This is a genomic window from Kitasatospora phosalacinea, assembly GCF_000717185.1.
In the GTDB taxonomy this organism is placed as follows: domain Bacteria; phylum Actinomycetota; class Actinomycetes; order Streptomycetales; family Streptomycetaceae; genus Kitasatospora; species Kitasatospora phosalacinea_A.
Window position 1 is genome coordinate 61714 of record NZ_JNYE01000016.1, and the last position, 19329, is coordinate 81042.

Consider the following 19329-nt stretch of genomic DNA (forward strand, 5'->3'; position numbering starts at 1 on the left):
TCATGCACGACGGCCCCGCTCCCGCCCGGGGCGGGTGCCCGCCACCGCCAGGGCGAGCGCGACCCACCCGAAGTCCGCGGCCAGCACCAGGCGTTCGACCAGGCCGACGAGCGTGGGGGCGCCGCCCAGCCCGAGCGACGGGCCGCCGTCCATCACGTCGACCAGGAAGACCGCGAGCGCCGCCGTGGCCGCGGCCGAGACGACGGTCAGGGCGGTCAGGGCGGTCCGCAGGCCGGGCCGCCGGGCCGCGAGCGTCCCGCGGAGCAGCACGGCGGCGGTCGGCAGGGCCGCGAAGGCGAGGAAGGCGGCGTTGCCGTGGACGAGTTCGGACAGCGAGGGGCGGCTCCAGCGGCCGGGCGGGTCCGCCGGGAAGAGCGCCGCGACCAGGATGCCCGCCGTCCACACCGCGAGCGCGGCCCGCCCCGCCCGCCGGGCCCGGGACCCGGCCCCTGCCCCCAGCCGCACCACCAGCACGGCGGAGGCGGCGCCGACGGCCAGCAGCGCCGCCGGGAGCAGCCAGCCCGCGGTGCCGTGCACGTACCGGCTGAGGGTCTCGCTCACCAGGTCGTACTCCGGGTTGAGCGCCTCCACCGCGGCCATCGCCAGGGCCCCGGTGCCGATCAGGGTGAGCGGGGCCCGTACCCCCGCGGCCGGAGCCGGGTTCGTCCTCGTCATGCCGTCCTCCTCGGTGTCGTTCTCGTGCTCCAGAACCTACGGAGGCGGCGGGGACGGCCGCGTCGTCCCGATGCGGACACCCCGCCGTACACCGGCCGGTGTCGTCGCCCGCCCCGACTGCACCGTTCGGTGTACGCGCGAGGGGCGGCCGGGGCGGCCGGGCAGTCAGGGTGGCCGGGGCGGTCTACGGGTGGCGTTCCCCGAGCAGCCGGTCGGCCAGGGCCCGGACGGCCGGTCCGACCTCGGGGACGTGCCGGGCGGTGCCGGTGTCGACGAAGAACGGCGCAGGCGGACGATCCGCACCTCGGGCACCGCCGTCCGGACGCCCGCGAACACCTCGTCACCTTGTCGACCGCCCCGCCGGTCAGTTGCCCCGGCTCCCACGGGGCGGTCCTCACGCGTTCGCCCAGCGGTCCGGACCGGGGGCGGGCTGCCGTCCGGCGGCCGCTCGAACACTCCGACGGGGCCGCGGAGTTCCCGCCGCCCCGGCCCTCCGGCCCCGCCGCCCCGGCCCTCCTGCTCCGGCGCCCCCGGCCCCGGGCGCGGCGGGCGGTCGCCGGGGGTGCCGGGCCGTACGGTACGGGCGGGAGCCCTTCGTTACCCGGGTGGAAACTTCTCCCCCCGCGGGGGTACCGCAGGCCCGTGGCCTGGGGAAACATGGGGGCTGACGGTACCGAGACACATGAGGAGCCAGAGCCATGGGCCCTGCCGAGAACGTCCGATCCCGCGCGCTGCCCGGCGCGGCCGAGTCGGCGGCGAACTTCCGTGCCGCCCGCGAGGTGCTGTGGCGGCACGCCGAGGACTACGAGGCGGCGTACCGGGAGTTCGCGTGGCCGGAACTCGGGGAGTTCAACTGGGCGCTGGACCACTTCGACCCGATGGCGCGCGGCAACGACCGGCCCGCGCTGTGGGTGGTCGAGCCGGACGGCGCCGAGCGGGTGCACAGCTTCGACGAGCTGGCCCGCCGCTCCGACCGGGTCGCCAACCACCTGCGCGGGCTCGGCCTGGGCCGCGGCGACCGGGTGCTGGTGATGCTGGGCAACGTCAGCGAGCTGTGGGAGGTGATGCTCGGGGCGATCAAGCTGGGCGTGGTGCTGATCCCCGCGACCCTGCTGCTGTCCGCCGAGGACCTCGCCGACCGGCTGGAGCGCGGCGAGGTGCGGGCCGTGGTCGCCGCCGCCGAGGTCGCCGACCGCTTCGCCGGGCTGCCCGGCGCGCCGCTGCGGATCGCGGTGGGCCCGGGCGCCCCCGAGGGCTGGCACGACTACGCGCAGGTGGACGCCGCCGCCGAGGAGTTCACCCCCGACGGCGTGACGCTCGCCGCGGACCCGCTGCTGCTGTACTTCACCTCCGGCACCACCTCCAAGCCCAAGCTGGTCGAGCACACCCACGCCTCGTACCCGGTCGGCCACCTGTCCACCATGTACTGGATCGGCCTGCGCCCCGGCGACGTGCACCTCAACATCTCCTCGCCGGGCTGGGCCAAGCACGCCTGGAGCAACCTGTTCGCACCGTGGAACGCCGGGGCGACCGTCCTGGTGTTCAACTACGGCCGGTTCGACGCCCAGCAGTTGCTCGACGTGATCACCCGCTGCAAGGTCACCACGCTGTGCGCGCCGCCCACCGTGTGGCGGATGCTGATCCAGGCCGACCTGGCCGCGCACCGCACCGAGCTGCGCGAACTCGTCGGCGCGGGCGAGCCGTTGAACCCCGAGGTGATCGAACAGGTCCGCGCCGCCTGGGGGTTGACCATCCGGGACGGCTTCGGCCAGACCGAGACCACCTGCCAGATCGGCAACAGCCCCGGCCAGCCCGTCAAGCCCGGCTCGATGGGCCGCCCGCTGCCCGGCTACCACGTCACCCTGCTCGACCCGGACGGCAAGCCCGCCGAGGAGGGCGAACTGACCCTCGACCTGGACCGCCGCCCGCTCGGCCTGATGCGCGGCTACCGCGGCGACGCCGAACGCACCGCCGACGCCATGCGCGACGGCCACTACCGCACCGGCGACGTCGCCGCCCGGGACGCCGACGGCTACATCACCTACGTCGGGCGCAGCGACGACGTCTTCAAGGCCAGCGACTACCGGATCTCCCCGTTCGAGCTGGAGAGCGTCCTGATCGAGCACCCCGCCGTCGCCGAGGCCGCCGTCGTCCCCTCGCCCGACCCGCTGCGCCTGGCCGTCCCCAAGGCGTACGTGCTGCTGGTCGACGGGCGCGAGCCGAGTCCCGAACTCGCCTGCGACATCCTCAAGTTCACCCGCGAGAAGCTCAGCGCCTACAAGCGGATCCGCCGCCTGGAGTTCGGCGACCTCCCGAAGACCATCTCCGGCAAGATCCGCCGGGTCGAACTGCGCACCCACGAGGCGCAGCGCGGCGAGGACCGCAACCCGGACGAGTACTGGGACACCGACTTCCCCGAACTGCGCCAGGGCTGAGGCCGGGCGGGCCGGGACGGTCCCGGGCGGGCGGATCCCGGGAGGGAAAAGGGTTTCCGTCCGCCCGGGCGCTGCCGTTACGATCACTGCACCTCCCGGGCGTGGGCGCAGAGGCAGACGCGCCGCTATGGCATGGCGGATCACGCCGGTTCGAATCCGGCCCCCGGGAGGCCCTGACGACGGGCCCCGTAGCGCAGAGGCAGACGCGCCGCACTGCTCATGCGGAGCATGCCGGTTCGAATCCGGCCGGGCCCACCCCCGTCGCCCCCGCACCGCCAGCCCCGCCCCGCCCCGCCCCGGAGGACCGTTCGATGAGCACGCCCCCGTCGAGCCTCCCGGAGGAGTCGACCGAGCCGAAGCAGCCGGGCGGGCCGGACGGGCAGGGCGGGCCGAACGAGGCCGAACTCGCCGCCTTCGAGCGGACGTTGGGCCGCCTGTGGCTGCTGCCCGCCGACCACCCGCTGCGGCTGCGCGCCGAGCGCGGCGCGGAGTCCTTCGTCCGCGACGGGCGGCACACCCGCCGCCGCGGCCGCCGCACCGAGACCGCCCGGGCCGACGCCGCCCTGGTCGGCGCCACCGCCACCGGCGGCACCGGCCGCCGCGAGGACGCCCCGCTGCCCACCGCCGCCGGGCCCGCCCCGATCGGCGAGCTCAGCCGCCCGCAGCGCTGCTACGTCTGCAAGCAGCACTACCGGCAGGTCGACGGCTTCTACCACCGGCTGTGCCCGGACTGCGCGGAGGACCACACCGCCCGCCGCGCGCTCAGCACCGACCTGGCCGGGCGCCGGGTGCTGCTCACCGGCGGACGCGTCAAGATCGGCTTCCAGCTGGCCCTGATGATGCTCCGCGACGGCGCCGAACTGGTCGTCACCAGCCGCTTCCCGCACGACACCCTGCGCCGCTTCCGCGCCGCCGAGGGCAGCGAGGGCTGGCTGCACCGGCTGCGGATCGTCGGCATCGACCTGCGCGACCCGCGCCAGGTCCTCGGCCTGTGCGAGCAACTGCGCGCCGAGGGACGGCCGTTGGACATCCTGGTGAACAACGCCGCACAGACCCTGCGTCGCCCGCCCGAGTCGTACGCCCTGCTGGCCGCCGGGGAGCACGGCAGCGTCCCCGCGCAGGTCGGGCACGCGCCCGGGTTCCGCCCGATGCCCGCGCTCACCGCCGCCTGGCCCGCCGCCGAACTCGCCGCCGAACCGGGCGCGTTGGCACCCGCCGGGGTCGACGCCGCGGCGGTGGACGAGGCCGGGCTGCTGCCCGACACCGCACCCCGCAACTCCTGGTCGGCGACGCTCGGCGGCCTCGACCCGGCCGAGGTGCTGGAGACCCAGCTGGTCAACGCGCTCGCCCCCGCGCTGCTCTGCGACCGGCTGCTGCCGCTGCTGGAGGCCTCCCCGCACCCGCGCCGCTACATCGTCAACGTCACGGCGGTGGAAGGCCGTTTCGCCGTCCGCAACAAGATGCCCGGCCACCCGCACACCAACATGGCCAAGGCCGCGCTCAACATGCTCACCCGCACCAGCGCCGCCGAACTCGCCACCCGCGGCGTCTACATGTGCGCCGTCGACACCGGCTGGATCACCGACGAGAACCCGGCCCCCAAGAAGTCCCGGCTGGCCGACCACGGCTTCCGCACCCCGCTGGACGTCGTGGACGGTGCCGCCCGGGTCTACGACCCGGTGGTCCGCGGCGAGGCCGGGGAGCCGTTCGCGGGCGTCTTCCTCAAGGACTACCGGGTGGCGGAGTGGTGAGCGCGGCGTCTAGCATCACCGCGACGGGCCCGTAGCGCAGAGGCAGGCGCACCGGTCTCCAAAATCGGAGGACATCGGTTCGAATCCGATCGGGCCCGTCACCCCTGGGTGGGGCCGTAGCACAGGGGCAGATGCGTCGGCCTGCCCAGCCGGAGGACGCCGGTTCGAATCCGGCCGGTCCCGCCCCGGGGGCAGCCCGACGAAGAGCCGCAGGAAACCACGTAGAGCCGCAGGAAACCACGTAGAGCGGCAGGAAACCACGTAGAGCGGCAGGAAACCACGTAGAGCGGCAGGAAACCGCGCAGAGCGGCAAGGAACCGCGAGGAGCCGCAAGGAGCGGAAATGGTCCAGGAGTTCGCCGGAGTCCCGTCGGTCGTGCCCCGCCCGGTCGCCGAACTCGCCCCGTTGCTCGCCTGGTTGCGCACCGGCACCGGTACCGACCGGCGGATCGACTTCCCGGCCGGCACCGCCCTCCCGGACGGCCGGCTCGACCTGTGCAAGCAGCAACTCGGCCCGCAGGGGGCCCAGTTGGTTGCCGACGCGCTCGCCGAATCCGCCCAGGCCGCGGAGGGCGGCGAGGCCCCGGTGCGCCACCTGCTGCTCGGCACCGACGGCCTCGGCGACGACGGCGCGGACGCGGTCGCCGCCCGCACCGCCGACACCCCCGTCCGTACCCTCTACCTGGGCTGCAACGGCATCACCGCGGCCGGTGCCTGCCGGATCGCCGACCGGCTGCGCGCCTCGCCGCAGACCGTCCGCGCGCTCTGGCTCAAGCGCAACCCGCTCGGCATCCGGGCCGGACAGGCCGCCGCCGAACTCGTAGCCGCCGCCGAGCAGTTGCGCACCCTCGACCTGGTGCAGACCGGCCTCGACCCGGTCGGCCTGACCGAACTCGTCGACGCCCTGCTCACCGGCGGCCGCCACTTCGAGCGCCTCTACCTCGGCGGCAACCCGCTCGGCCCGGCCGGAGCCGAACCGCTCGCCCGCCTGATCGCCGCCGGGGCCACCGACGAGCTGTACGCCTCCGCCGCCGGACTCGGCGACGCGGGCGCCCGCACCCTCGCCGCCGCGCTGCGCAGCGCCCCGTACGGCGCGCTGCGCCGCCTCTCGCCGGCCAGCTCCGGCCTCGGGCCGGACGCCGCGGCCGAGTTGACGGCCGCGGCGGCCGCCGCCGGGGTGGAGCTGCTCGACCTCGGCCGCGTCCCGGCCGCCCACGTGCTGGGCGCCGCCGACAACCGGATCGACCTGGCCGCCGCCGACCGGATCGGCGCCGCGCTGGCCGCCGCCCCGCACCGCCTCCAGCACCTGGTACTCAGTCACACCGGCGTCCGCAGCCGCGAGGCGCACCGCCTGCTCGACCACGCCGCGTCCGCCGCCACCCCCACCCGCTACCTGTTCGGCAAGGGCGTCGCCGCCACCGTCCGGCACCGCCTGAACGCCCTCAGCGCCGCCGTCCCGCCGCCCGTCCCGGCGCCGGACGTGGCGGCGGTGCTCAGCGTGCACCGCACCGCCGCCACGTCCGGCGCCGCTGTCGACACCGCCGCCGCGGAGCGGTGAGTCAGCGGGCGGCCATCCGCAGCGCGCCGTCCATCCGGATGGTCTCGCCGTTGAGGTAGTCGTGCTCGGCGACCATCGCGACCAGCCGGGCGTACTCCTCGGGCCGGGCCAGGCGCTGCGGGAAGGTGACGGTCGCGGCCAGGCCGGAGCGGACCTCCTCGGAGAAGCCCGCCATCATCGGGGTGTCGACGATGCCGGGGGCGATGGTGACCACCCGGACGCCGTACTGGGCCAGGTCGCGGGCCGCCGTGATGGTCATGCCCGCCACGCCCGCCTTGGACGCCGCGTACGCGATCTGCCCGACCTGGCCCTCGAAGGCCGCGATGGACGCGGTGTTGACCACCAGCCCGCGCTGCCCGGCCGCGTCCGGCTCCTGCGCGGACATCGCCTCCGCGGCCAGCCGCATCACGTTGAAGGTGCCGACCAGGTTGACGTTCAGCACGCTGCGGAACAGGTCCAGGTCGTGCGGGCCGCGCCGCCCGACCACCCGCGCGGACGGGGCGATGCCCGCGCAGCTGACCGCCAGCCGCAGCGGGCGGCCGTCGGCGGCGATCCGCTCCAGCGCCGCGCGGACCGGCTGCTCCTCGGTGACGTCCGCGCCGAGCAGGGTGACGCCGTCGGGCTGCGCGGGCGCGGACTCCACGGCCTTGGGCAGGTCGAGGCCGTACACGGCGGCGCCGAGCGAGGCCAGGTGGGCGGCGGTGGCCGCGCCCAGGCCCGAGGCGGCGCCGGTGACCAGGGCGGCGGTGCCGGAGAGCTGCATGGTGGAACGTCCTTTCAGGGAAGGCTGGTTGGCGTCAGCGGGCGGCGAACTGGCGGCTGATCACCAGGCGCTGGATCTGGTTGGTGCCCTCGAAGATCTGCATGATCTTGGCCTCGCGCATGTACCGCTCGACCGGGAAGTCCCGGGTGTAGCCGTAGCCGCCGAGCACCTGCACCGCGTCGGTGGTGACCTTCATCGCGGCGTCGGTGGCGACCAGCTTCGCCACGCTGGCCTGCCGACTGAACGGGCGGCCCAGGTCGCGGCGGCGGGCCGCGTCCAGGTAGGTGGCGCGGGCCGAGTCGACGGCGGCGGCCATGTCGGCGAGCAGGAACCCCAGGCCCTGGTGGTCGACGATCCGGCGGCCGAAGGTGGTGCGCTCGTTGGCGTACGCGACGGCCTGGTCCAGCGCGGCCTGGGCCAGGCCGGTGGCGCAGGCCGCGATGCCGAGCCGGCCCGAGTCGAGGGCGGAGAACGCGATCGGCAGGCCCTGGCCCTCGGCGCCGATCAGGCGGTCGCGCTCCAACAGCGCCCCGTCCCAGTAGGCGGCGGTGGTGGGCACCGCGTTCAGGCCCATCTTCTCCTCCGGCGGCCCGAAGGTCAGGCCGTCCGACCGCCCGGGCGCGAGGAAGCAGGACACGCCGTGCGGGCCGGGCGCGGTGCGGGCGAACAGCGCGTAGAAGTCGGCCTTCCCGCCGTGGGTGATCCACGCCTTGGTGCCGGTGATCCGGTACCCCTCGTCCACCGGCTCGGCCCGGCAGGTCAGCGCCGCCGCGTCCGAGCCCGCGTTCGGCTCGGAGAGGCTGTAGCCGCCCACCAGCTCGCCCGCCAGCATCCGGGGCAGCCAGCGCTCCTGCTGCTCGGGCGTGCCGTACGCGGTCAGCGGGTGGCAGGCCAGCGTGTGCACGCTGGTGGCCACCGCGACGGCCGCCCAGCGGGCCGCCAGCTCCTCCAGCACCTGCAGGTACACCTCGTACGGCTGGCCGCCGCCGCCGAACTCCTCCGGGTAGGGCAGCCCCAGCAGCCCGGCCTGCCCGAGCAGCGCGAACAGCCCTTCCGGGTAGCGCTCCTCCTTCTCGTGGGAGGCGACCTTCGTCGCGAGTTCCCGGTCGGCGAGATCGCGGGTCAACGCGATCAGGTCCGCGGCTTCCTCGGTGGGCAGCAGGCGATCCACGGCCATGTTCCGGCTCCAAGCGGTACGCAAAGCGGTACGTCAGTACCGGTCAGCGTAGCGCAGGGTTCCTGGCGCGGGCAGTCCCCGGAACCACCGGGCAGCGACGGGAAACGGCGGGGAGCGGCGGGGGGGCGAGGCGGCCGCCCCCGCGTGGCGGGCGGCGGCGGGCGGCGACAGAAGGCGGCGGGCGGCGGCGGGCGGCGACAGGAGGCGACAGGAGGCGACGGGCAGCGGGCCGGACGGGGCCGACTGTCATACTGGCCGGGTGATCGACCACGCAGCCGCCCCCCAACCCACCGGACGGGGCGCCGCCCGTCGCAGCGCACTCTTCGAGGAGCTGGTGGCGCTGTTCGTGGCCGAGGGGTTCGCCCGGTTCACCCTGGACGACCTGGCGGCCCGGCTGCACTGCTCCAAACGGACGCTGTACGGCCTGGCCGGCTCCAAGGAGCAGCTGGTGCGCGCGGCCGTGGTGCACTTCTTCCGCGAGGCCACCGCCCGGGTCGGCGCCGCCCTCGCGGCCGAGACCGACCCGGCCGCCCGGCTGGCCGCCTACCTGCGCGCCGTCTCCGCCGAGCTCGCCCCCGGCTCGGCCCGGTTCTTCGACGACCTGGCCGCCTTCGAACCCGCCGCCGAGGTCTACGGCCGCAACACCCGGGCCGCCGCCCGCCAGATCCAGCAGCTGATCGACGACGGCGTCGCGGCGGGCGCCTTCCGCGAGACCCACGTGGCCTTCGCCGCGGACGTGATCAGCTCCGTGATGGTGCGCATCCAGCAGCGCCAGGTCGCCGAGGCCACCGGCCTGGCCGACGCCGAGGCGTACGGGCACCTGGCGGAACTGCTCCTGCACGGCCTGCTGCGCTGAACCGCGGCAGCGGTCAGTTCTCCTCCTGCACGCCCTCCGGGCCGGGCTCGCACAGCGGGCAGCGGCCGTTCTCGCGGACCTTGCCGCACTCCTCGCAGACCAGGTTCAGGAAGCAGGCGGGCTCGCCGCCCTCGGGTTCGGTGGGTTCCATGCCCTCCAGTGTGCCGCGCGGCCCGGCCGACCGGGCCGATCAGGCCGTCCGGGCCGGGCACCGCCCGAGAGCCATCCGGGAATCGTCCTTTCGGATAGTCCGACCTATGTCCGCCGCACGGGTTCTTGCTCCCGCGCGGCGGTGCGTCGCCGCGCCGTCACCCGTGAGAACGGCTGATCCTTCCGGGAGTTGACGACGACGGGAGGTGGCTTGACGGTGAGCATCGGTCGGCGCGGTTGGTGGCGCATCGGCATCGCGGCAGCGTTGTGCGTGGCCGGGACCGGAACGGCGGCGGTGGCGTCCGGGGCGGTGCCGCTCGGTGGACGCGCGGCGGTGAGCGCGGACGAGCAGCGGGCCCCGAACAGCGAGGACGGCCTGCAGGTGGTGAACGTGTCCGTGGACCGCACCAAGGTGCGCGGCCTCACGGTGGTGCGGGCCCTGGTGGCCAACCTCGGCCCGAACGAGGTCAGCCAGCACTTCCAGACCACGATCAAGCTGCCCAAGCGGGTCACGGTGGAGGGCAAGGTCTTCCCGGAGAGCTGCCGGTACGACGACGCACGGCGGGAGTTGACCTGCGACTTCCGCAAGGGCCTGTCGCTGCGCCGGACCGCGACGGTGCTGCTCCCGCTGCGGATCGCGGACGACGTCCGGGCCGGGGAGCGGCTCTCCGGCGGCGCGGTCTCGGTGCAGGACCCGGACCGCCCCACCCGGGTCGTTCCCAGCCGGGCGTTCACCATCGACGTCCAGTAGCCCGCCGGTGAACGGCAACGCCCGCCCACGGAACGGCAGTTGCACCAGCAGGCCGACGCCGCTGACGCCCCCGTCACCCCCGTCGCCCCCGACGCTTCCGACCCCGCAGGCGTCCCCCTCCTTCCCGCCCCCGTCCTCCCCGTCCTCCCCGTTTCGACGGCCGATCGGAGCTCCGTGTCCCTGCCCCGCCGCGTAGCGCTGCTGTCGCTGCTGCTCGTCGTCCCGCTGCTGCCCGCCGCCCCGGCCTCCGCCGCGCCGCGGATCCAGCAGCGCAGCCTCACCCCGACCAGCGCCCTGCCGGACACCCCGGTCGCGGCGAAGCTCTCGGTCGGCTCGCTCACCACCTGCATCACCGTCGACGAACTCGGCGTCGCCGTCCGGGACGCCAACCAGCAGAACCTGGACTTCCCCGGCTCGGCCGGGCGGACCAGGATCTGCCCCGGCGGCTACACCCTGACCACCGCGACCCGCAGCTTCCCCGCCGGGACGTACACCGAGTTCGGCTTCTACCGGATCGGCTCGACGTACTACAACCTGCCCAGCCAGACCCTGACCGTCGCCGCGCCCACCGTCAGCCAGCTCGCCCTGGTGCCGACCAAGGCCGTCGCCGACACCCAGGTCACCGGCACGCTCGCGGTCAACTCCACCGCCTGCCTGAACGTCGACGAGGTCGGCATCGGCGTCCGGGACGCGAACCAGCAGGTGCTGGACTTCCCCGGCACCGCCTCCAACGTGCAGATCTGCCCGCAGGGTTACGTCCTGACCACCGGCGCCCGCAGCTTCTCCGAGGGCACCTACACCGAGTTCGGCTGGTACCGGATCGGCACCGAGTACCACAACCTGCCGAGCAAGACCCTGACCGTCAGCAAGTCCGTCACCCCGCCGGTCCCGCCGGTCCCCGCCGGGCGGCTGGTCTTCAACGAGAGCTTCACCAACCCGCCGCTGCTCGGCACCACCTGGAACGCCACCACCACCAGCGCGTACCGGTACGGCAACCACAACCCGGACGACGACAAGCTCGACTGGCTGCAGACCGGCGCGCTGAGCACCGGCAGCGGCGCCAACACCTTCACCGCCACCCCCGGCGCCAACCGGCTGGAGAACGGCAAGCAGTCCTGGGACACCGGCCTGCTCACCACCGAGAACACCCAGCAGGGCTTCCAGGTCCGGCCCGGTGACTACGCGGAGGTCCGGCTGCAACTGCCCAGCGGGACGGGCGCCTGGCCCGCGCTGTGGACCTGGAAGGACGGCGGCAACGAGATCGACTCCTTCGAGTACCACCCGGACAACCCGAACCTGCTGGAGCTCTCCAACCGGATCAACAGCGCCGGCACCTACTACACCGATGCCGACGAGATCTACCCCGGCGCCTGGGTCAGCATCGGCGTCCACTACGGCGCCTACAACAACGACTGGTACATCAACCACAAGCTGGTGTTCTCCGACCACACCGGCACCGGCCCGAACTGGAGCGCCTACCTGATCCTCAACCTGTCGATCTGCGCGGGCTACTGGCACCCCTCGCCGACCAGCGACAACGCGATCACCACGGCCGCGGACTACCTGCGGGTGTGGCGGCCCCAGGCCTCCTGACGGCCGACGGCCGACAGCCGCCAGCCGACCGTTCGAGTGGGCGGTGCCGGAGAACTCCTCCGGTGCCGCCCACTCGGGCGTTCCGCGACAACCCAGGTCGTCGCCTGGGCGGGGTCGGTCCCCTCGCGGGGCCAGCGCTTGCGGGCGGCCTGGCGGGTGATGCCCAGGAGTCGGCCCGCCTCGGCGAAGGAGGCGCGACCGCTCCGGCGCGTACGCGGCCCTCCGGCTGCTGTGCGCCGCGAGGGGCAGCACGTACTTCCTGCTGTCGCCGTACGTCCATTACGGGCTGGGCCTGTCGCCGCTGGCCGCCGGACCGGCCTTCCGGCCGCTGGCGGCCGCCCGGTGCACCGCCGCCCGCAGCGCGCCGAAGCCGATCCCCCGGTACGGGGCGAGGCCGCTGGTCGTCACCGGCGCCGCACGGCTGCTCGCCAGCAGCCGGTGGCTGGCCACGACCGGCCCCGGCCCCGGCAGCGGCTACCGGGGCGGCCTGTGCGCGGGCCGCTGCTGCTGCTCGGCGCGGGCCTCGGCCTCGGCTTCGTCCCGCTCAACGCCACCGTCCTGTCCGGTCTCGCGGCCCGCCGAGACCGGCGCCGCCTCCGGCCCGCTGCGGGCCGTCCAGCAGGTCGGGCTCTCGCCGGGCGTCGCCGTCCTGGTCACCGTCTACGGCCGCGCCGTGCACGGCAGCGCGCACCCGTCCGGGCCGAACTCGCCCACGGCCCGGCCGCCGCCGTGACGGCCGCCGCCGCGTTCAGCGCACTGGCCGTGCTGATCGGGCCGATCGGGCTGTCCGTCATCACCCGCCCCGCCACCCCGTCCGAGCCGAACGAGGGCGCCTGACAGCCGACTTGGTCGGCCCCCGGTATCGTCGGACCGGCCGCACACCGGCACCACCAGCACCGCCGCCGCCGTCCGGGCCCGGGCGGCGGCACCCACGGGGAACGGACACGGAGACCGCACCATGAGCACCACCGACGCCACGAACACCACCGGCGCCACCACCGGCGCGCTCGACCGCCTGCTCGACCTCGCCCGCGGCCCGATGGGCCCGGCCGTCGACCTCGACTTCGGCGTCGAGCAGGGCCCGTTCGCCGAACTCGCCGCGCTGCTCGCCCGGACGAACGGCTTCTTCGCCTTCAACGGCGGCGTCCAGGTCTACCGGGTCGGCGACGAGGGCCTGGGCCCCGAACTGCTGGAGTGGAACGGCGAGGACGCCTGGAAGTCCAGCTACCAGGGCCTCGCCGACCAGGTGTTCTGCTTCGGCCAGGACCTCTTCGGCGTCCAGTTCGGCATCGTCGACGGCACCCGGGTGGTCCGCTTCGACCCCGAGACCGCCGCCGTCACCGACCTCGGTGACAGCCTGGAGGACTGGGCCGCCTGGCTGCTCGCCGACCCCGACGTCAACGGCGCGCACTCCTTCGCCCACGCCTACATGCAGGCCAACGGCCCGCTCCCGGTCGACCAGCGGCTGCTCCCGCGCCAGTTCTTCGTCCTCGGCGGCGCGTACGCCCACGACAACCTCGTCCCCGAGGACGCCGCCGCCGCGATGCGGGTGCGCGGCCCGTTCGCCCACGCCACCCGCGACCTACCCGACGGCAGCCGGTTGAAGACCACCGTCGAGTGACCCGCCCCCGTCCCCCGGCGGCAACGGACCTGGCCACCAGTCGACCTGACGGCCGATCATCGTTATCGATCCTTTACCTCCGGGGCGCGACGGACCGGTCCGCCCGCGGCGTGTCTCCAGGACGTCGACGAAACACCTTTCCACCCGGGGGACCACATGACCGAGGAACTCGACTTCGACGAGTTCGCGGCCAGCAGGGCACGCCGCCTGTTCCACCTGGCGTACCTGATGTGCGGGGACTGGCACCAGGCCCAGGACCTGGTGCAGACGGCGCTGTCCAAGCTCTACCCGGTCTGGGGGCGGCTGCGGCGCGGCGACGGCGAGGCGGGCATCGACGCGTACGCCCGCAAGGTGCTGCTGCGCTGCTACCTCTCGCACCGGCGACTGCGCCGCTCCAGCGAACTCGCGGTCGACGAGTTCCCGGAGGAGCCGGCGATCGGCGCGCACGAGGGCAGCTCCGCCGCCCTGCGGCTCACCCTGATCGCCGCGCTGCGCCAACTCCCGCCCCGCAACCGGGCCGCCGTGGTGCTCCGCTACCTGGAGGACTACAGCCTGGAGGAGACCGCGGAGGCGATGGGCATCACCGTCAGCGCGGTCAAGAGCCTCAACACCCGCTCGATGGCCCGCCTGCGCACCATCCTCGGCCCCGACCGGGCCCTGCTGCTCCAGGACTGACCGCACCCCGCCCGTCCCCGCGACACCCGCCCCGTGACACCCCGCCCGCGACACCCCGCCCCGCCCCGTCCCCGCGACACCCACCTGCCAGTACGGAAGGCATCGGAACCTTGGACCCGGACCCGGACCTGGACCTCTCCGCCATGATGGAGACGAGCGTCAAGGACCTGTGCGTGCCCGTCGCGGTGATCGTCGCGGAGAGCGGCCGCCGCGGCCGCCGCCGCCGACTGGCCCGGCAACTGCGGATCGCCGGGACGACCCTGGCCGTCGCCGCGATCGCCTTCGTGGGCGCGAACGCCGGACTGCCGCTGCTCGCCGCCCACCCGCGCCCCGGCACCGGGGTCGGCCCGGCCGCCCCGGCCACCGCTACCGGGCAGCTCGCCCCGCTCCCGACGCCCACCCCCTCCGTTGACCCGGACCCGGACCCGGACCCGGACCCGGGCCCGAGCCGCAGCGCCACCGCCACCGGGGCGGACGGCCGCCGCCAGGGCAAGCAGTTCCCGCTCGCCCCCGCCCCGGTGCTCGGCACCCCGCGCCCGGACATCACCGCCCAGGGCGCCCCCGCCGTGGAGTTCACCGAGCCGTCGGCGAGGACCGATCTGGAGGCGGTGCTGTCGATGCAGCAGGGGAAGATCAGCCAGGCCTACCCCGTCAAGGCCGAACGCGGGGACGGAGCTTCCGAGGTGTACCTGGCGTACAGCGACAAGGACGGCGGCGGTCCGGTCACCGTGGAACTGCGGCTCGGCCGCACCGAACTGCCCTTCCCCGCCGACGGCGGCGACCCCGGCCCCGGAGGGGCCCCGTTCCGCTGCGGCGAGGACAGCGGCACCGCGGGCGACCACGCTCCGGCCTGCCTCTCGGGCTACCTCCCCAACGGCAGCTGGGAACTGCTCGAAATGGACGACGCCCGGTCCACCGGCCTCTACAGCTACCGCGTCGCGGTCTGGTACCCGGACGGCACCGTCGTCGACTTCACCGAGTACGCCGGCTTCGTCAACAACAACGGCGAACCGCCCTCGTACGTCCGGGCGAAGCCCCCGCTCGACCCGATGCTCTGGCGCTCCGTCGCCGAGAGCCCGCTGTGGACGCACTACGCCCCGGTCGAGGGTCGCGCCACCGGCTGAGCCGGACCGCCCCGACGGCCGGTCAACGGCCGCCCGAACGCGTAGGGTTGGCCGGGTGAGCGAGCAGACGCACAACGTGGTCGGCGACCGGGCCCGGGTGGACAACCTGGTGCAGGCCGGTCACATCGGCACCGTCAACGTCCACCAGGCGAGAGTCCTGGTCCACCACCCCTCCTTCGGACTGCCGCCGGAGAAGGCGCACTTCGTCGACCGGGAGGAGGAACGGCGCCGGATCACCGCCACCGCGACCGCCGCCCCGGACGGCGACGGCACCCGACCCCGGATCCTCACCGTCAGCGGCATGGGCGGCATCGGCAAGACCGCCCTGTGCGTCCAGGTCGGACACCAGCTGCTCGGGCACTACCCGGACGGCGCCCACTACCTCGACCTCGACGACGAGCGCCGCGACGGCGTCCCCGACCTCGCGGCCGTGCTGACCGACCTGCTCCGCTCGCTGGGCGTCGAACAGGAGTGGCTGCACGGCGACTTCCGCAGCCTGGTCCGCCAGTTCTGGGACCGGACCCGGGGCAAGCGGCTGCTCCTGGTGGTCGAGAACGCCCGCAGCGCCGCCGAGGTCGAACCGCTGCTGCCCGCCTCCGCCCGCAGCCTGGTCCTGGTCACCAGCCACGGCCCGCTGTACGACCTCGGCGCCACCGCCGACGAACTCGCCCTCGCCCCGCTCGGCACCGCGCACACCGCCGAACTGCTGCGCCTGTTCTTCGGCGAACAGCGGTGGGCAGCCGCCGACCCCGAGGCCGTCCGGTCCCTCACCGCCCTCTGCGGAGGGCTGCCGAAGGCCGTCGAAGTGGCGGGCCAGCTCGCGCGCAAGCACCCGCACCGCAGCCCGGCCGGGCTCGTCGAACGGCTCACCGCCGACCTGCACGAACGGGGCAGCGCACCCGTGGAAGCCGTCTGGGACACCGCCTACGCCGAACTCGGCGCCGAAGCCGCCCGGCTGTACCGCCTCCTGCCCGAGTGCCCGGGCCCGTTCGCCGTCCTGCCCACCGCCGCCGCCCTGCTCGGACGCGACCTGCTCGACACCGAGGACGCCCTCGCCGAACTCCTCGCCGCCGGACTGCTGGACCACCGCTCCGGCGGCTACCGCCAGCACGCCCTGGTCCGCGGCCACGCCCGCCGCACCGCCCGCGCCGCCGACCCCGACGGCGCCGAACGCGCCGCCGCCCACGCCCGCCTGCTGCACTGGCTGCGCCGCCAGACCGCCCGCGCCGACCTGCTGACCGCCGGCACCCGCGCCACCGTCCACGGCGAACTCCCGCCGCTGCCCGGCATCCCGGACGCCGACCTCGGCACGACCAAGGCCGGTGCGCTGCACTGGATGGAGGCCAACCGGCACGCCCTGTACGGCGCGGTCGGCCTCGCCCACGACGACGACCGCGACGAGGACGCCGTCGCGATCGCCGAATCCCTCTGGACGCACTTCCTCGACCACCCCCGGTACGCCGACGCCACCGGCGCCTTCCGCACCGCCGTCGTCGCCGCCGACCGGGGCGGGAACCTCCTCGCCCGGGTCCGCACCCGCAGCATGCTGGCCCGCCCGCTGTGGGGGCAGGGCTGCTTCGCGGAGGCCGCCGCCGCCACCGAACAGGCCTGCGCGCTGGCGGAGTTGCTCGACGACTCGTACGAACACCGCCGGATGGCCGGTTCCGCGATCGACTTCCGTGGCCAACTCGCCCTGGCCCGCGGCGAATCGGCCCTCGCCCACGGCGACCGGACGGCAGCGCTCGCCGACTTCGCCGCCGCCCGCGCCGACTTCACCACCGCCCGCGGCATCCAGCTCGGCATCGGCAACGCGTACGGTGCCGCCCTGCAGACCTACCAGCTCGCCAAGACCGCGGCCGCCGCCGCCGACCACCCGGCCGCCGCCGAACTCTTCGCCGCGGCCCGCGCCGAGTTCACGGCCCTGCCCGGCCGGGCCCGGATGGCGGCCCGCACCGCCTTCGGCCTGGCCCGGGCGCTGCGGCAACTCGGCCGCCACCAGGAGGCCGAACCGCTGCTCGCCGAAGCCCTGGCCGCCGCCGCGGCCCGCGGGTCCAGCCACGACGAGGCCCGGATCAGCACCGAGTACGCCGAACTCGCCGACCGCACCGGCCGCCCCGAGGACGCCGCCCGCCACCGGGCCCGCGCCGCGGAACTCCGAGCCGCCCACGGCGGAGCGGCCCCGGACGGCGACCGACCCGGTCCGTAACAGGGCTGGCACACCGCGCAGTCGGCGGCCCACTGCTCGCAACCCCAGCCCTGCGTGGCCCAGTTCGCGACCGTCCGCTCAGAACTCGGCTTCCAGCTGTGCCGCCCCGGCCGCCGCCAGCTCCAGGCGGACCGTCACCGGGCCGACCGTGCAGTCGAGTTCCACCGGAACACCCGCCGACGGCCCCACCGACAGCTCCTCCGCCGCGCGCGGGTGCGCGACCAGCCAGGCGTACGCGGCGGAGGCCGCGGCGGCCGGGTCGATCCGGCGGACCAGGCCGTCCGCGCGGTGCGGCAGCACCCGCAGGGCGAACGGGCCGTGCCGCCGGTGGACCAGCAGGCAGAGCTCGGCGGAGAGCAGCGCGGCGGCGACCCGGCAGCCCGGCAGCTCGTCCAGCACGTGGGCGGCCCAGCCGGCCGCCGACCAGCGGCCGGTGCCGGGACGCCGCCACACCAGTTCGGCGCTGCGCTGCTCGGTGAGGCCCGCGGCGCCGTGGTGGGCCGAACGGTGGTGCACCGGCAGCCCGGTGGCGACCGGGAAGCGCTCGACCCGCACCCGGCGGCCGTCCACCTCGGCGCGCACGGCCAGCGCCGCGGCCGGGGGACGGGACACCACCGGGTCGGGGAGCAGCTCGGGCGTCAGCGGGGTCCGCGGGGGCGCCAGGCCGAGCAGCCGGTACAGCTCGGCGCGCAGCAGCGGCAGCGCCTCGCCGGGGCGGGCGAAGGCGTCGGCGGCGAACCGGGCCGGGTCCGGGACGGCGGCCGCGCGCAGCAGCCCCGGCAGGTCGGCAGCGCCGGTGAAGCGCGGCGAAGCGGCCAGCAGCCGGGCCATCGGCGTGCCGGGCAGCAGTTCGCTGCCGCCGTCGTAGCCGTCCAGGACGACGGTGCGGCCGAGCGCGGCCGCGTACAGCGCGGTCGAGCCGTGGTCGGTGAGGACGGCGTCCGCGGCGACCAGGACGGACGCCCACTCCTGGTGCGGGGAGGGCAGCAGCAGCCCGGCCCGCAGCGCCGGGCCGAGCTGTTCGGCGAGGTCGAAGGGGGTGCGGGTGCTGACCTCGTTGGGGTGCACCACCAGGGCGACCAGGTAGCCGTCCACCGGCAGGTGCAGGACCAGGTCCAGCGGCAGGCCGTGGCGGCGGGCCAGCAGGCCCTCCGGACCCCAGGTGGTCAGCACCGCCAGCAGCGTCCGGCCGCCGACGCCCAGCCCGCGGCGGTAGGTGTCCCGGCGGCCGGTCGACTCCCGCATCCGGTCCAGGGTGGGGTCGCCGACCACGACCGCGCGGGCGGCGGCCGGCGGGCAGAACTCGGTGAGCCGGGCGAGCTGCTCGTGGTGCCCGAGACCGTGCAGGTCGGCCCACGGCTCGCCCGCGGAGAGCAGGAACGCCGGGTCGAGGCCGGACGGCAGGGCGGGCGAACCCTCGTCCGCCAGCGCCTTGTTGAAGCCCGCGCCGTGCGGCAGCAGCGCCCGGGCCCGGCCGGACAGGCTGGTCAGCGCGCCCTTCGGGCTGGTGGAGAGGATCAGGTCGAAGTGCCTGCTGCGGGCCTCGTCGAAGTCCACCACCCGGGCGCCCGCCCGGTCCAGCACGGCCAGCGCGTCCGTCCCGAACCGGGAGCCGGGCACCAGGGTGAACCAGCGGTCGATCCGCGGGTCGCCCTCGAACACCGGCAGCACGTCCAGCAGCCGGTTCAGCGCCACCGCGGAGCGGAACGCCAGCAGCACCGAGGGCCGCTGGTTCCGGGCGGCGTCAGACATGTGCCGATGCTATCGGCGCCACCGCGCGCCCGCCCGCCGGGCCGGGGCTGAGCAGCCGTCAGGCCCGCCCGGCGAACGCCACCCGGACGGGCCTGAACACACGTCAGCCGAACACCACCGGCCGGTGCCGGGCCGGGCGCCAGCAGCCGGAGCCGGAGCCGACGCCGGAGCCGACGCCGGGCCCCACCCTGTGGGCCGGACGCCAGCCGAACACCACCGGCCGGAGCCAGGCCGGGGCGTCAG

Annotated in this window: 17 protein-coding genes and 4 tRNA genes; 15 read left to right on the forward strand and 6 right to left on the reverse strand. The window is 75.3% G+C overall.

Annotation, left to right across the window (positions count from 1 at the left end; translation table 11 throughout):
• A complete protein-coding gene (locus tag OO57_RS39255) occupies positions 1 to 675 on the reverse strand; it encodes a DUF998 domain-containing protein (RefSeq protein WP_051777019.1) in 675 nt (224 codons plus the stop codon).
• Positions 676 to 1373: 698 nt separating this feature from the next.
• Between OO57_RS39255 and OO57_RS09405 the strand changes: the two genes are divergently transcribed.
• The 7 genes from OO57_RS09405 (at position 1374) to OO57_RS09435 (ending at position 6418) form a co-directional block, all read left to right on the forward strand.
• Entirely contained in the window at positions 1374 to 3110 is a 1737-nt protein-coding gene (locus OO57_RS09405; protein ID WP_051777020.1) for an AMP-binding protein, read from the forward strand.
• A 94-nt stretch (positions 3111 to 3204) separates the two neighbouring features.
• Positions 3205 to 3279: transfer RNA gene (locus OO57_RS09410), tRNA-Ala, on the forward strand.
• Between the two features lie 12 nt (positions 3280 to 3291).
• Positions 3292 to 3365: transfer RNA gene (locus OO57_RS09415), tRNA-Ser, on the forward strand.
• Positions 3366 to 3421: 56 nt separating this feature from the next.
• Positions 3422 to 4861: an SDR family NAD(P)-dependent oxidoreductase gene (locus OO57_RS09420; protein WP_234337281.1), complete on the forward strand. Its 1440-nt coding sequence runs from the start codon at positions 3422 to 3424 to the stop codon at positions 4859 to 4861.
• 25 nt (positions 4862 to 4886) lie between these two features.
• A tRNA-Trp gene (locus OO57_RS09425) sits at positions 4887 to 4959 on the forward strand.
• Between the two features lie 12 nt (positions 4960 to 4971).
• Positions 4972 to 5044: transfer RNA gene (locus tag OO57_RS09430), tRNA-Gly, on the forward strand.
• Positions 5045 to 5203: 159 nt separating this feature from the next.
• Entirely contained in the window at positions 5204 to 6418 is a 1215-nt protein-coding gene (locus OO57_RS09435; RefSeq protein WP_051777023.1) for a ribonuclease inhibitor, read from the forward strand.
• Between the two features lies 1 nt (position 6419).
• On the opposite strand, the gene OO57_RS09440 is transcribed toward OO57_RS09435, so the two are convergent.
• Together OO57_RS09440 and OO57_RS09445 are read right to left on the reverse strand one after the other, a co-directional pair.
• Positions 6420 to 7181, reverse strand: a complete 762-nt coding sequence (locus tag OO57_RS09440) for an SDR family NAD(P)-dependent oxidoreductase (protein ID WP_033251868.1) — start codon at positions 7179 to 7181, stop codon at positions 6420 to 6422.
• A gap of 34 nt (positions 7182 to 7215) precedes the next feature.
• Positions 7216 to 8358: an acyl-CoA dehydrogenase family protein gene (locus OO57_RS09445; RefSeq protein ID WP_033251869.1), complete on the reverse strand. Its 1143-nt coding sequence runs from the start codon at positions 8356 to 8358 to the stop codon at positions 7216 to 7218.
• Between the two features lie 259 nt (positions 8359 to 8617).
• On the opposite strand from OO57_RS09445, the gene OO57_RS09450 reads away from it, so the two are divergent.
• Positions 8618 to 9214: a TetR/AcrR family transcriptional regulator gene (locus tag OO57_RS09450; protein ID WP_033251870.1), complete on the forward strand. Its 597-nt coding sequence runs from the start codon at positions 8618 to 8620 to the stop codon at positions 9212 to 9214.
• A 13-nt stretch (positions 9215 to 9227) separates the two neighbouring features.
• Here the strand turns inward: OO57_RS09450 and OO57_RS43690 are convergent, their stop codons facing one another.
• Complete coding sequence (locus OO57_RS43690; RefSeq protein ID WP_158715065.1) at positions 9228 to 9365, reverse strand: hypothetical protein; 138 nt, start codon at positions 9363 to 9365, stop codon at positions 9228 to 9230.
• 216 nt (positions 9366 to 9581) lie between these two features.
• Between OO57_RS43690 and OO57_RS09455 the strand changes: the two genes are divergently transcribed.
• Together OO57_RS09455 and OO57_RS40845 are read left to right on the forward strand one after the other, a co-directional pair.
• The gene (locus OO57_RS09455) at positions 9582 to 10115 is read left to right on the forward strand and encodes a hypothetical protein (protein ID WP_158715066.1); all 534 of its coding nucleotides are present in this window, start codon (positions 9582 to 9584) and stop codon (positions 10113 to 10115) included.
• 174 nt (positions 10116 to 10289) lie between these two features.
• Entirely contained in the window at positions 10290 to 11708 is a 1419-nt protein-coding gene (locus OO57_RS40845; protein ID WP_081973571.1) for a hypothetical protein, read from the forward strand.
• Positions 11709 to 11987: 279 nt separating this feature from the next.
• On the opposite strand, the gene OO57_RS43695 is transcribed toward OO57_RS40845, so the two are convergent.
• The gene (locus OO57_RS43695) at positions 11988 to 12158 is read right to left on the reverse strand and encodes a hypothetical protein (protein WP_158715067.1); all 171 of its coding nucleotides are present in this window, start codon (positions 12156 to 12158) and stop codon (positions 11988 to 11990) included.
• A gap of 39 nt (positions 12159 to 12197) precedes the next feature.
• Between OO57_RS43695 and OO57_RS43700 the strand changes: the two genes are divergently transcribed.
• From OO57_RS43700 to OO57_RS09485, 5 genes are all read left to right on the forward strand, one after another.
• Positions 12198 to 12545 (forward strand): hypothetical protein, encoded by a 348-nt coding sequence (locus OO57_RS43700; RefSeq protein WP_158715068.1) that lies wholly within the window; start codon positions 12198 to 12200, stop codon positions 12543 to 12545.
• 121 nt (positions 12546 to 12666) lie between these two features.
• Entirely contained in the window at positions 12667 to 13329 is a 663-nt protein-coding gene (locus OO57_RS09470; RefSeq protein ID WP_051777025.1) for a hypothetical protein, read from the forward strand.
• A gap of 156 nt (positions 13330 to 13485) precedes the next feature.
• Positions 13486 to 14004, forward strand: a complete 519-nt coding sequence (locus tag OO57_RS09475; protein ID WP_033251873.1) for a SigE family RNA polymerase sigma factor — start codon at positions 13486 to 13488, stop codon at positions 14002 to 14004.
• Between the two features lie 110 nt (positions 14005 to 14114).
• Positions 14115 to 15128 carry a hypothetical protein gene (locus tag OO57_RS09480; protein WP_033251874.1) on the forward strand — a complete coding sequence of 338 codons (1014 nt, stop codon included), beginning with the start codon at positions 14115 to 14117 and terminating at the stop codon, positions 15126 to 15128.
• 55 nt (positions 15129 to 15183) lie between these two features.
• Positions 15184 to 17334: a tetratricopeptide repeat protein gene (locus OO57_RS09485; RefSeq protein WP_051777026.1), complete on the forward strand. Its 2151-nt coding sequence runs from the start codon at positions 15184 to 15186 to the stop codon at positions 17332 to 17334.
• Positions 17335 to 17412: 78 nt separating this feature from the next.
• On the opposite strand, the gene OO57_RS09490 is transcribed toward OO57_RS09485, so the two are convergent.
• A complete protein-coding gene (locus tag OO57_RS09490) occupies positions 17413 to 19086 on the reverse strand; it encodes a hypothetical protein (protein WP_033251875.1) in 1674 nt (557 codons plus the stop codon).
• Positions 19087 to 19329: the final 243 nt, after the last annotated feature.